Here is a 12,465-nt window from a genome sequence, read left to right as displayed (position 1 = left end):
TCGTGGACGGGACCGGCCGGCATGGTGCGCCGGGTTCAGACCCCGAACAGGTCGGCGGCGTTGTCGTGCAGGACACCGCGTAGCCAATCGGTACCCAGGTCGAGGTCGACCAGAGCCTGGATCTGCTCGTGGTAGGCGTATGGAATGTTCGGGAAGTCCGTACCCAGAAGGACACGGTGGCCCAGCTCCCGCAGACGCGGAAGTTCGGTCGGTGGGAAGGGCGCCATGCGTTCGAGGTAGGGGGTGAACGTCATGGTGGTGTCCAGGTGCACCCGCTCGTACCGTTCGAGCAGGTCCAGGAAGGACGAATATTCGGGAGCGCCTGCGTGGGCGATCACCGCGGTGAGGCGGGGGTGGTCACGCAACACTTCGGAGATGGGGCCGGGACCGGTGAACTCACCGGGTGCGGGTCCAGAGCCGCAATGGACGACCACCGGGGTCCCGGAGTCGGCGAGGGCGCCCCACACGTCGGTGAGCAGTGGATCGCGTGGATCGTAGGCTCCCACCTGCAAGTGCGCCTTGAAGACGCCGGCACCGGAGTCGATCGCCTCGGTCACGTAGCCCTTGGCGTCGGGTTCGGGGTAGAAGGTGGCGCTGCGCAGGCAGTCGGGATGGTGGTCGGCGAAGTCTGCGGCCCAGGTGTTGAGCCAGCGGGCCATGTCCGGACGATGAGGATAGGAGAGCGCGGCGAAGCGCCGTACCCCGAAGTCGCGCAGGATGGCCACGCGCCGCTCCTGATCGGTCCGGTAGGTGATGGGCCAGACCCCTTCGCCGAGGGCGTCGAAGTAGGCCCAGACCTTGCGCAGGACGTTCTCGGGCATGAAATGGGTGTGCACGTCCACGAGACCGGGGAGGTCGAGATCGCGCCAGATCCGGCGGACTTCGGCGCCCTCGTCACCGTTGGACGTTGATGAGGCTGCGGTCACATCGCCCACCCTACGCCGGACCCGAACCGCGTTCGGGAACGATGGCGCCGAAGTTCCCGGGCCGCATGGACCTCTGCACGTGCATCAAAGGCCGATTGTGGCCACTTTATTTATTAAGCGCCACATACGTCCTAGAACGTCCGTCGTGGCATGCAAAGAGCGCATAATGGCGATATGAGCATCCCACCCCCCGCACGACTTTCCTTCGTGTTGCACGAGTTCCATCCCTGAAGGCTCCGGGTCCGATCAACGGACCGTGCTTCGGGGCCAGACCCCCATCAGCGTGAGAGCAGGGTGCTTCGTTGATCGAGGGACACCACGGGAAGCCGCGCGCCATGCCCACGGAACGGCCACTGCCATACCCACCTCCGGAAATGTCCGAACGCGGGAGACGAGAGCCCGTTCCGCTCATACGCAATCAGGACTTCCAGTTGCTGTGGATCAGCCGGTTCTTCGCGGGGCTGGGCAAGGAGAGCGGAGAGGTCGCCTACCCCCTCCTCATCCTCCTCTTGGTCGGATCCGCGTCCCAGGCGGGAATCATCGGCGCGGCCCAGGTCGCCACCACCATGGTCGCGGCCGTGGTCGGAGGATTCCTCGCCGACCGGGTCGATCGGCGTGCCCTCCTGCTCGTCTGTGACACCGGCCGACTCCTGTTGCTGTTCACCTTCGCCGTCCTCCTGATCAATGACGAGGTCGGCGTGCTCCTCACCGTTGGCGTGGCCGTGGCCTCCTCCGCCCTGATGGGGATCTCCACTCCGGTGTCCATGGCCGCGCTCAAACAGCTCGTGCCGCCCTCGCAGTTGGCCTCGGCCTCAGCGCAGAACCAGATCCGTTTCTTCGGCACCACCGTGCTCGGCGCCCCCTTGGCCGGTTCGCTCACCAGCCTTGGTCGGGCCTTCCCGTTCGTGGCCGAAGCCCTCTGCTACCTGGTCTCCACCGCGTTGATCCTGCGTATCCGTCGGCCCATGCAGAACCCGCGACGCTCCAAAGGACGACCGTGGAGCCCACGAGAAACGACGAGCGGGTTCGTCGTATTGCTCCACCACCCGCTTTTGCGGCCCATGATCTCGTGGATCCTCGGTTTCAACATCGCCTTCACCCAGTCGGGTGTGTTCCTCGCCCTCATCGCGACCGCCGACGACCGTGGAGCCTCCCACCTGGTGGTCGGCCTGACCGTCTCCCTGGCCGGAGCCGGAGGACTGATCGGGGCGCTGGTGGCCGGCCCCGTCGTGCGCCGGGTGAGCCCCTCCCGGATCTTCCTCTTCACCGCCTGGTCCGCGCCGGCCTGCGCGCTGCTGTTGGTCGTGGTACCCGGGGTGCTCACGCTCGGGTCGGTGGTGGCGATCGTGTTCACCGCCGTTCCCTGCGTCAACGCGCTCTTCTTCGGGTACGTCGCTTCCTCGGTTCCGGATCACCACCAGGGGCGGGTCCTGGGTGCGGTGACGTTCATGGCGTTGCTGTCCCAACCGATCGGCATCGTCGGGGTCGGATTGATCTTCGACCTGTTCGGGCCGACCCCGGTGTTCTTGACGATGGCCGTGATATCCGCGGCGGCGGCGCTGGTCACCCTAGGGCCCACCATGCGCGCCCTACCGCGTCCGGAGGGCGTCGCCACGTCCTGAGACGGCGTCGATCGAACGACGGCACACGAGGGGCGGCCCGGCCGGAAGGCACGGGCCGCCCGAAGCGTCCCCGCACGACCCCACATCAGGAGGGCGTCAGCACCCCGTCGATGACGTAGACGGTGGCGTTGGCGGTCGGCACGTTGCCGCAGACGATCTGGGCCTCCTCGTCGACGGTGAACTCTTCACCAGAACCGCTGGTGGTCACCTCGCCGCCCTGCAACGAGGTGAAGGTGCCGTCCTCCAGCTCCTCAGGGGTCGGCCGTCCCTCGACGACGTGGTAGTTCAGCACTTCGGAGAGCTGTTCCTGGTCGGCCAACAGAGCGTCCAGCTCCTCCTGCGGAAGTGCGTCGAAGGCGTCGTCGTTGGGCGCGAAGACGGTGATGTCCTCGGCCGAATCGAGCGTCTCCGCCAGGCCGGCCTGTTCGATGGCATCGGAGAGGGTGGCCAGGGCCGGGTTGCCGGCGATGGCGGTGGCGACCGGATCCTCCGGCATGTCCTCGTAACCGCCCTCGCCCTCGGGCACCTCACATTCGGGGCCGAAGTACTCGTTCATGGCCCCAGTGTCACCATTCCCCCCGTCTGTGCCCTCTTCCTCCATACCCTCGGTGTTCTCGGTGGTCTCCTCGACCTCACCCATCTCCGGGGTCTGTTCGGCGCCACCATTCATGTCGCCGCAGGCGGTGAGACCGAAGGCCAACGCCGCCGCGGAGACGGTCACGGTGAGCGTGTTCTTGCGGAGCATGGTGTCCATCTCTTTCTCTCCTTTGGGTCCCTACAGGCACTGTGTGTACTTTTCGGGGATGGTTCCTCAGGCGCTCGTGAGAACGTCTTCCGCACGGCGATTCAGGAGGGTCGAGAGGGGACGAGGAGTATGTCCACGACGTGCACGGTGGCGTTGGCGGCACGGACGTCGGCGCGCACCACGGGTGCGTGACCGTCGACCGCGTATCGGCCCGTCTGCTCGGGGTCGTGCTGATCCGGCCGCCATTGAGGGCGAGAAGGAGTAGGGTGCCGCAGGCCACGAAGGTGGTCCGGAGCATCTGCGCCCTCCACGAGACGACTCTGCGCTACGAAGTAGTAACGATAAGCTTGGAATGCTTGCGTGGAGACATCCGACTCGCCCCTTTTGGAGATCGAACCGGGTCGCCGACGTCGGTTCCGGGTGCGACCGGTGAAGAATCCCCCATATGGATCACCCCTGGCCAGGACGGTCAGCGGCGCTCTTGATGGGGCACCGTGGTCGGTTCGACCCCGTGAGTGCTGGAGGATGTTGCCGGTACGTCCTCTCAACGATCGGAGTTCCCCCACATGGCGCGGAAGAAGCCTCTTACCGTGGTCGCGCTCATGGTCTCGGGCAGCCTCCTCCTCAGTGGCTGCGCCCCCGTGTCCGACTGGTGGTCCGAAACCTTCGGTGACGCGTCCGGACCGCCCGAGGTCAGGGAGGAGTTCCCCTACGTACGCGAGGGACGCATCTTCCAGGACACCGGCCAGGACGCGCAGATGCGTTTCGCCATCACCGGTCTGGAACGGACCGACGACTACACGGTCATGCACTACGAGGTCACCTACCTGGACGACTTCTCCGGCCCCAACCGCAACCTGAGCATGGCGCACACCCTCGTCGACCCCCTCACCGGACGCGTCTACCGGCAGTTCCTCGACGAGGAGGGCCTCAAGTACGGCTCGGAGAGCCCCAACGAAGACGGCCTCTACCCCGTACACGACGGGGTCACCAACGAGTACACCCGCTACTTTCCCCGTATCCCCGACGAGGTCTTTCAGGTGACCTTCGTCGGCAGTGGCCTGGGCGCCATGACCGGCATTCCCATTCAGGACGTGGAAACCGAACGACAGGACCCGGAGAACCCCACCGGGCCCGACCACCTCAGCCTGGACGATCCGCCCGCCCGGGGTGAGAACCTCACCTTCGCCAACCGCCGTCCCGACGAGGACGCCCTGGCCGACGAAGGCTGGGTGCAGAGTTTCGTCGACTCCGAGATCGCCTCCACCACCCGTGACGGTGACCGTGAGATCATCTCGCTCCACTCGGACGTGATGTTCGAGTTCGATCGCTCGGACCTGACCGAAGAAGCCGCCGACGTGGTTCGTCGCGCCGCCACCACCCTGGCCCGCAACGTCGACCCCGACGACCCCACCATCACCGTCGTCGGACACACCGACGGTATCGGGGACGACGCCTACAACGACAACCTGTCGGTGGAACGCGCCGAGAGCGTACGGGACCTGCTCGCCGAGGAACTCGGCACCGATCACCGGCTGGAGGTCGAGGGCCGTGGCAAGCGCGAGCCCATCGCCCGTGAGGGCGGGCCCGACGACGAGGAGGCCCGCGCCCGTAACCGCCGCGTCGAGTTCTCCTACGTCTTCAATCCGACGGTCGAGGCCACGGAGGAAGAGGAATACGACGACGACGGCCTGGGCGTGGCCCAGCGCAACGTCACCTGGCCCGCTCCCTACAGCGACGATCCGGGCTCCGTGGTCGCCGAGGGCGAAGAGGACGGGATCCGACTGGAGGTCTACCCGCTGCGCCGCGATGGCGCCTACGTCATCGGGACCGTCGCGATGACCAACACCACCGACGAGCCTCTCGCCCCCGAGTTGGGTGGTAGCGAGACGGTGGCCGGTGGCCCCGAGCAGTTCAACAAGGGCACCCTCGGCGGGTTCCAGTTGTTCGAACCGGAGAGCGGACTGGTCCGCTACGTGGCCCAGATGGACTTCGGTGAGAGTCGCTACAGCAGCTTCGCCGAGGAGGTGCACACCATTCAGCCTGGCAACAGCCACAGGTTGGTGGCGGTCTTCCCCGCGCCCCCCGTGGACGTCGAGGAGTTGACCCTGCGGGCAGGTCCGTTCGGTGAATTCGAGGAAATCCCCGTCGAATACTAGACGCACTGTCCATAGAGGCCGAGGACAGGCCGGGAGGGGGCCCGACACATCGTCGGCGCTCCCTCCCTTCTCCTTTTTCGGGACGCGGCCTCACCCGGGTTCGGCACACCACGAACGGTCGGGCATCCCCGCAGCGACCCGAAGCCGGGTGAACTCCTCGGCCAGATCCGAGGGCGTGTAATGGGCATTGCGTCCACTCGGGTTGGGCAGCAGCCACAGCCGGGTGCGGCCGATGGTCGCCTTTTGCGGACCGACCTTCGCACGCCGGTCCCCGAAGGCCGCCCGGTAGCCGGTCAGGCCCAGGAACGCCAACCATTCCGGAGTCAGGTCGAGGGCCTTGCGGCGCAGTTCCCGCGCACCCTGGACGAACTCCTCCGGCGCTAGTTCGTCCGAGCCCCGTGTGGTGCGCGCGACGAGATTGGTGAATCCCAGGCCGAACCGTGGCAGTTCACGGTCACGGTCGGGGGTGTAGCGGCCGGGGGTGAAGCCGGAGCGTCCCAGCGCGGGCCAGAAACGGTTGCCGGGCGTGGCGAAGTGGTGTCCGCGTACCGCGCTGGTCAGGCCCGGATTGAGCCCGCAGAACACCACGGACAGCCCTGGGACGAGCACGTCGGGCAGCACGAGGTCGCGGCCGGCCTCCAGTTCCTCCCGGCTCAGCCCGCCGACTCCCCGAGTGGGTTCACCCCTCCCCTCCGCGACCACGGCGCTAGTTACGGATCCGACCGGCGGCCTGCAGGACCACGCGCTCGAGTTCGCCGCGCTCGACGTCCTCGTGATAGGCGATGGCGGTGACGTAGAAGTCGCCGGGCAGTTCCAGGTACAGATGGCGACTGGAGCCGTCCACGGTGCCCACGTATTCCAGGTCGCCACCGAGGTCGTCGGACTCGTTCGTGTGGTAGGTGTCCACGTCCACGTCCACGTCCACCTCCCAGTTCATCTCGGCCTCCGCGCCCGGAACCTGGACGACGTCGGGGTTGGCGCTCGGGTCGGCGCCGGAGGTGAACACGATGGTGAAGGAGGGGGTGCCCGGTTCGGTGCTTCCCTCGCTGAAGGTGCAGGAGAGCTGCTCGGAGTCCTCGATGCCGTCGATCTCGCCCCGCTCCTCACTGAGGATCGGACCGGGGGCCAGGTCTCCGACGAGCTCGGCGGCACCGGCGGTCTCGCAGGATTCGGGCAGGCCGTATTCCGAGGCCTGAGCCGGGTCCTCCTCGCTCCCTTCGGCGTCCTCGGCTTCGGGGCTCGCGCTCGCCTCCTCCTCGGGGGAGTTCGCGCCGTCACCGCTGGACAGGCTCAGGTCCAGATCGAGGTCGACCACATCGCAGCCGACGAGGACGACACCACCGATGACGACGGCGGCGACGGCCGTGCCCAGGCACGACAGGGGAGAGGACGGGATGAGGCGCATGGGTGGCTTTCGGGGTCGGGGTGTGCCGGCCTCGTGGGAGGGACGCCGGCGGGGGACACAGGGAAACTTAGCAAGTCCCGAGCCGGTGGGGGGACGGCCGCGCAAGGAGGGCCCGTAGACGAACGACGGGGCCGGTGGTCGAGCCCTCGCCCGGCCCACCGGCCCCATGGAGTCCTGGAGCGGATCAGAAGTTGATCATGTGCCCGGCAAGACCGTGTACGGCCTCCTTGACCGCCTCACTGAGCGTGGGGTGCGCGTGGATGTTGCGCGCCACCTCGTGCACCGTCAAGTCCCACTGCTGGGCCAGGGTCAGCTCCGGCAGCAGCTCGGTGACGTCCGGGCCCACCATGTGCGCGCCCAAGAACTCGCCGTACGCGCCATCGGAGATGATCTTGACGAAGCCGCGGCTGTCTCCCAGCCCATGCGCCTTGCCGTTGGCCATGAACGGGAACTTGGCGACCTGGACGTCGTAACCCGCCTCCTTGGCCTCCCTCTCGCTGTAGCCGAAGCTGGCGATCTGCGGCTGGCAGTAGGTCGCCCGTGGGATGAACCGGTAGTCGATCTCCTGGGTCTCGGCGCCCGCGATGGTCTCGGACGCGACGATGCCCATGGCCTCGGCGGTGTGCGCCAACATGAGCTTGGCGGTGACGTCGCCGATGGCGTAGATGTGCGGGACGTTGGTGCGCCCCCGCGAGTCGATGGCGATGGCACCTCGGTCGGTCAACTCCACCCCGGTCTTCTCCAGACCGTAGCCCTCGACGTTGGGTGAGAAACCGATCGCCTGGAGGAGCTTGTCGGCCTCCAGGGTCTGTTCCTTGCCATCGGAATCGGTGACGGTGACCTTGACCGCGGAACCGGTGTCTTCGACCCTCTCCACCCTGGTGGAGGTCATGATCTTCACACCGAGCTTCTTGTAGGCGCGGGCGATCTCCTTGGAGACCTCCTCGTCCTCGGTGGGCACCATGCGATCGAGGAACTCCACGATGGTGACGTCGACCCCGTAGTTGGCCATCACGAAGGCGAACTCGACACCGACCGCGCCCGCGCCCGCGATGACGATGCTCCCGGGCAGCTCCTCGGTGAGGATCTGCTCTTCGTAGGTGACGACGCGCTCGGAGAGCGAGGTGCCCGGGATGAGCTTGGTGGTGGAACCGGCCGCGATGATGGCGTTGTCGAAGGTGGCCGTGGTGGTCTCCCCATCGGCCCCCTTCACCTCGATGGTGTGGTCGTCGACGAAGGTGCCGCGCCCGTTCAGCTCGGTGATCTTGTTCTTCTTCATCAGGAAGTGGACGCCCTTGACACGGCCGTCGGCGACCTCGCGACTACGGCTGAACGCCTTGCCGTAGTCGAACTCGACCTTGCCGTCCACCTTGATACCGAAGGTGTCGGCGTCGTTGTGGAACAGGTGCGCGAGTTCGGCGTTGCGAAGGAGCGCCTTGGAGGGGATGCAGCCCACGTTGAGGCAGACCCCACCCCAGTACTTCTCCTCGACGACGGCGGCCTTGAGACCGAGCTGGGCGGCGCGGATCGCCGCGACGTAACCACCCGGCCCGGCGCCGAGGACCACCAGATCGAAGTGTTGCTGTCCCATGACGGGATCTCCTTGAGTGTGTTTGTGACGCACCCAGTGCAGCCGGCTTGCCCGGGGTGTCGGTTTGCCGGATACCAGCCTAGTCGCGCTGCTCCCACCTGTGTGTGAACACAGGTCCGATCGAGGTCACTTATCGCCGTCTTCGCTGGTGTTGATGCGCGTGGTGGGATCGTCGGTCTTCGCCTCGGTGGAGGTGGCGGTCGCGCCCTCGGCCGCCGGGCGGGTGGTCTGGGCGTCGTATTCGGCCTCGGCGGCACGGATCGTCTCGGCCTTACGCGCCTTCTGATCACGTATGGAGGTGTAGACGGGGTACGTCGACATTCCGAAGATGAGGGCGAGCATGATCCACAGGGCGTACTTGTCGACCAGGAGGACGACGTCCACTCCGGTCTGGCCGGAGGTGAAACCGATGAAGGCGACGATCGAGGTGACCATGAGGGCGCCCAGAGCGTCCAGGAACAGGTAGGTGCGCAGCCTCATACCGCTGGTTCCCGCCAGGACACAGACGATCATGGTGGGGACCCCCGGAAGGTAACCGAGGGGAATGAGGACACGGAGCACCCACGGATTCATCGACTGGAGACGAGCGGCGAAGCGCTGGGCCCGCTCGTTCGGCACGGTGAAGCGGATGAAACGCACGCCCCAACGACGACCGAGCCACCAGAACAACCAGCTGACCTTGATCTTGCCGACGACACCCGCCAGGATCACCAGCCACAGGGTGCCCTGCCCCACGGCGGCGAACGCCGCGCCCGCCCCGATGGCGGCGTAGCTGCCGGTGGCGAACGCCAGGGCCACCGGGTGGTCCGCGATGAACAGGGGCCGCAGCGGAATCGTCAACATCATGATCAGGGGAAGCCCGATGAACAGGGCGAGTAGGACCTTGTCCTGACGCTCGGCCTTGCCCTCCCAGAGCCGCATCCCGCGCAGTTGTTCCTGGGCGAGCTCCTTCTCCCGCTCTTCGAACCTCTTGAGCGCCTGCTGGACGGCCTGCTCGCGAGTGGACCGTGTGGTGGTCGATCCGACGTCCTGTCGCGTCATCATGTCCCCAGGTTCTCGCGAAGGCGTGTCCGCGTAGTAGTCGCAGGAATCACCGGACCGGTGGGAGGGGTGCAGTGGTTCGGGATGACAGATGTCATATGGGGGTTGGTGCCCGAGCGTGGGTCGGGGCACTCACCAGGAACTCAGGCGAGGCCGCCTCAGCGCTCAGGTGGGCCCATGGGCCACTTCCAGTGCGGCGCCCAGGTGGTGCTGTCCGAGACCCCGGGCGGCATCGGAGGCAGTAGCCGAGAGCCGGGCGGACGTTCTGCCTCCTCCGCCTGTTCGAGGGGCTCGGAGAAGTCGGAGGAGTCGTAGGAGCCAGAGCTCTCGTGGGGGTCGAGACCATGGCAGGAATCGGAGAACCCGGCCCCTGAAGGGCCGTACGAATCGGAGGCGAGTGCCGTCGGTCCACCGAACGGATCGGGGTCGCGGAAGGGACCCGGGTCCACGATGGGGTGGGCGTCCTCGTCGGTCCGCGGAGACCACGCGGCCCAGGGGGCGGGTACCGCGAAGTCGTCGGGTCCCTCTTCGGTTCCCTCGGTGCCGGGTGCGGGGCCGGCCGAGAAGTCGACGGTCGATCCCAAGTCGGCTGAGGGCTCAGGGCCGGGGCGCGGACCCGGGTCCGGGGTGTCCGACCTCGGGTCCAAGGAGGAGAAGGGTGCCGCCAGGGGACCGGAGTCCACCTCGGCGAAATGCGCGGCCACCCCGAAGTGCCGTGGTGGTCGACGGTAGGAGCCGGTGTCGTCGTGTTCGAGCGCAGGCGCCTGCGGGTGACGGACCGTACCCGCCGGGTGGAGCCGTGCCCACCACGACGCCACCTCGTCGGGGTGTAGTTCGGCCAGGACGGTCAGGACGCCGGGGATGTGCGGGTGGCGCCGCCCGGCTCGCCAGGAGTGCGTCAGCGACTGGGGTTCCAGAACCAACACCCGCTCGCCGTCCACCTCGGGGATGTCTCCAGGGCAGACCTCGTTGCCCACCCAGGTACCGTCGCCACCGACCAGGTCCCACTCGCCGCGCACCACGTCGGCCAGCGGGTCCACCGGTGCGTCCTGGGCGGCCGCCACCCACCGGGGGTCGGGACGGGTACCGGGCAGACGTAGCCCCTCCTTGCCGATCAGGGCGTCGGCGAGCAGGGTGTGCAGCTGAAAGTTGTCACCTACCCCGTCGAAGCGCACTCGAAAACCCCGCCAGGAGGCACGGTCGAGTACCAGGACCCGGCTCACCTCGGCCATCCGCAGCAGTTCGTACACCTCACCGAACTCGCTCAGTCGGGTGGAGAGGGCCTGAATGATCTGGCCGAGACCTTCCAGGGCGCTGCTGTCGGCGCGCACGGCCGAACGCACCCCGGAGTCGCTGAGCATGGCCTTGGCGGCCAGACCATAGCGCTGGACGGTCCACCAACCGTTGGTGGCGGCCGGAGCGTTGTCACCGAGGACCTCTTCGACGCGCTTCTCCTCGGCCTCGCCCACGTGGGCGGGTTCCGGGAGGGGACCGCCGCCGGTCTTGTCCCAGGCGTGCATGAACGCCGCCGCGGCCTGACCGTAGCCACCGCCCTGCCGTAGGACTTCCAGACCGGCTTGACCGGCGGGCGCGCCCGACTCGGCCAGGGCGCCGGCCAGCACCGAGAGGTCGGCCGCGACGCCCGGGTAGGGTTCGCAGTCACTCAGCACCGGGGCCAAGGCCTCCATGGCGGCCTCCAGTTCCTCCTGAGGCACCTTGGAGGACAGCCGGAAGGCTTCCTGGACGGCTTCGGGGAAGTCGTGGGCCTGGGCTGCGGCGGTGTCGAGCACCCGTTGGAACGCGGCGCGGAACTCTTCAGTCACCCCAGAATCCTGTCATACCTACACGGATTCATCATGAGTCGGATGCATGTGCATGAATCGGGCGCTCGAAAGCCCGAGGGGAGTGGAGATCGGAGCTCCTCTTCCCAGCTGACCTGGGAAGAGGAGAGCAAGGAATCGGGTCCTGCCCACCGTCTTCTCCTCGCTTTCCGTGCCGCGCCCATCGGTCCAGGGCGAACCGGAGGGGAGGTGTTCGGGAGAGGACGGGTGGGCTCGAAGAAGATGTCGGGGAACACGCCCTTAGACTTCGCCGCGAAAGCGACGATCGGCGACCAAGGGGACGACATGGCGAGGACCGGTACGTGGGCGGAACGGGCGCGGGTTCGGTTGGAGAACGAGTACGTACGGCTCACCCCCATGACGGAACAGGACCGGGAGGGTTGGCGGGAGCAGGCGCTGGACCCCGAGATCTGGACGCACTTCGTCACCAGAGTGGACGACGAGGCGGGTTTCGAGCACTTCTTCGACGCCTACCTGGGCGCCACCGAAGCGGGGAAACGAACCACGTTCACCATCACGGATCTGATCAGTGGCCGGATCGCGGGCAGCATGAGTTACGGCAACCTTTCGGAGCCGGACCTGCGCCTGGAGATCGGAAGCTCCTGGCTGGGCCGTGACTTCCGTGGCCGGGGCGTCAACCACTGGGCGAAGTACCTGCTGATGCGGCACGCCTTCGAGGGCATGGACGCCGAGCGGGTGGAGTTCAAGACCGACGTGCTGAACGAGCGCGCTCGCCGGGGTCTGCGCGCCATCGGGGCGACGGAGGAGGGTGTGCTGCGCGGCTACGACGTGATGCCGGGTGGCAGGCGCCGGGACGCGGTGTACTACTCGGTACTGCGTTCCGAGTGGCCGATCGTGCGCGCACGCCTGGAGGAGGGCCCGCGCCACCGCTGAACGCGTGTCGGGGGCATGGCGACCCACGGGTCGGACGAACGAGGTTTCCGGGGCGATGAAGGAAGTACGGAATCGGGGCGCCCCGATTCGTGGGACGCCCCGAAGGACCGGATCGCACGCTACCCGTGGGGCGGCGTGCGATCGATGACGTGGACTATGGGTGCTGGTCCAGGAGTTGGGCGCAGCGGATCAATCCCAGGTGCGAGTACGCCTGCGGATGATTGCCCAACGCCCGCTCGGC

The 12,465-nt window shown here is 67.2% G+C and carries 11 protein-coding genes; 3 read left to right on the top strand and 8 right to left on the bottom strand.

Annotated features, from left to right (window positions below; all coding sequences use genetic code 11):
* Positions 1-35: 35 nt before the first annotated feature.
* Positions 36-926 (bottom strand): amidohydrolase family protein, encoded by an 891-nt coding sequence (locus D472_RS0122650; protein ID WP_017606729.1) that lies wholly within the window; start codon positions 924-926, stop codon positions 36-38.
* A 374-nt stretch (positions 927-1,300) separates the two neighbouring features.
* Here D472_RS0122650 and D472_RS0122645 point away from each other — a divergent pair, with 374 nt between their 5' ends.
* Positions 1,301-2,548 carry an MFS transporter gene (locus D472_RS0122645; RefSeq protein ID WP_017606728.1) on the top strand — a complete coding sequence of 416 codons (1,248 nt, stop codon included), beginning with the start codon at positions 1,301-1,303 and terminating at the stop codon, positions 2,546-2,548.
* An 85-nt stretch (positions 2,549-2,633) separates the two neighbouring features.
* Here the strand turns inward: D472_RS0122645 and D472_RS0122640 are convergent, their stop codons facing one another.
* Both D472_RS0122640 and D472_RS28325 read right to left on the bottom strand, forming a co-directional pair.
* Positions 2,634-3,293, bottom strand: coding sequence for a fasciclin domain-containing protein (locus D472_RS0122640; protein ID WP_026117981.1), 660 nt, complete (start codon positions 3,291-3,293; stop codon positions 2,634-2,636).
* A gap of 101 nt (positions 3,294-3,394) precedes the next feature.
* Positions 3,395-3,604, bottom strand: a complete 210-nt coding sequence (locus D472_RS28325) for a fasciclin domain-containing protein (RefSeq protein ID WP_152448042.1) — start codon at positions 3,602-3,604, stop codon at positions 3,395-3,397.
* Positions 3,605-3,859: 255 nt separating this feature from the next.
* On the opposite strand from D472_RS28325, the gene D472_RS0122635 reads away from it, so the two are divergent.
* A complete protein-coding gene (locus D472_RS0122635; protein ID WP_026117980.1) occupies positions 3,860-5,452 on the top strand; it encodes an OmpA family protein in 1,593 nt (530 codons plus the stop codon).
* Between the two features lie 90 nt (positions 5,453-5,542).
* Here D472_RS0122635 and D472_RS0122630 read toward each other — a convergent pair whose 3' ends face one another.
* The 5 genes from D472_RS0122630 to D472_RS0122610 all read right to left on the bottom strand — a co-directional run bounded on the left by D472_RS0122630 (position 5,543) and on the right by D472_RS0122610 (position 11,312).
* The gene (locus D472_RS0122630) at positions 5,543-6,154 is read right to left on the bottom strand and encodes a mismatch-specific DNA-glycosylase (RefSeq protein ID WP_017606725.1); all 612 of its coding nucleotides are present in this window, start codon (positions 6,152-6,154) and stop codon (positions 5,543-5,545) included.
* 4 nt (positions 6,155-6,158) lie between these two features.
* Positions 6,159-6,857 (bottom strand): hypothetical protein, encoded by a 699-nt coding sequence (locus tag D472_RS0122625; RefSeq protein ID WP_017606724.1) that lies wholly within the window; start codon positions 6,855-6,857, stop codon positions 6,159-6,161.
* Positions 6,858-7,041: 184 nt separating this feature from the next.
* The gene (gene lpdA, locus D472_RS0122620) at positions 7,042-8,448 is read right to left on the bottom strand and encodes a dihydrolipoyl dehydrogenase (RefSeq protein ID WP_017606723.1); all 1,407 of its coding nucleotides are present in this window, start codon (positions 8,446-8,448) and stop codon (positions 7,042-7,044) included.
* Positions 8,449-8,574: 126 nt separating this feature from the next.
* Positions 8,575-9,492, bottom strand: coding sequence for a VTT domain-containing protein (locus tag D472_RS26245; protein WP_017606722.1), 918 nt, complete (start codon positions 9,490-9,492; stop codon positions 8,575-8,577).
* A gap of 155 nt (positions 9,493-9,647) precedes the next feature.
* Positions 9,648-11,312 carry a hypothetical protein gene (locus D472_RS0122610; RefSeq protein WP_017606721.1) on the bottom strand — a complete coding sequence of 555 codons (1,665 nt, stop codon included), beginning with the start codon at positions 11,310-11,312 and terminating at the stop codon, positions 9,648-9,650.
* Positions 11,313-11,615: 303 nt separating this feature from the next.
* Here D472_RS0122610 and D472_RS0122605 point away from each other — a divergent pair, with 303 nt between their 5' ends.
* Positions 11,616-12,224, top strand: a complete 609-nt coding sequence (locus tag D472_RS0122605; protein WP_017606720.1) for a GNAT family N-acetyltransferase — start codon at positions 11,616-11,618, stop codon at positions 12,222-12,224.
* Positions 12,225-12,465 lie beyond the last annotated feature (241 nt).

This window comes from Nocardiopsis alkaliphila YIM 80379, from assembly GCF_000341005.1.
In the GTDB taxonomy this organism is placed as follows: domain Bacteria; phylum Actinomycetota; class Actinomycetes; order Streptosporangiales; family Streptosporangiaceae; genus Nocardiopsis; species Nocardiopsis alkaliphila.
This window is presented reverse-complemented; position numbering and strand designations above follow the sequence as displayed.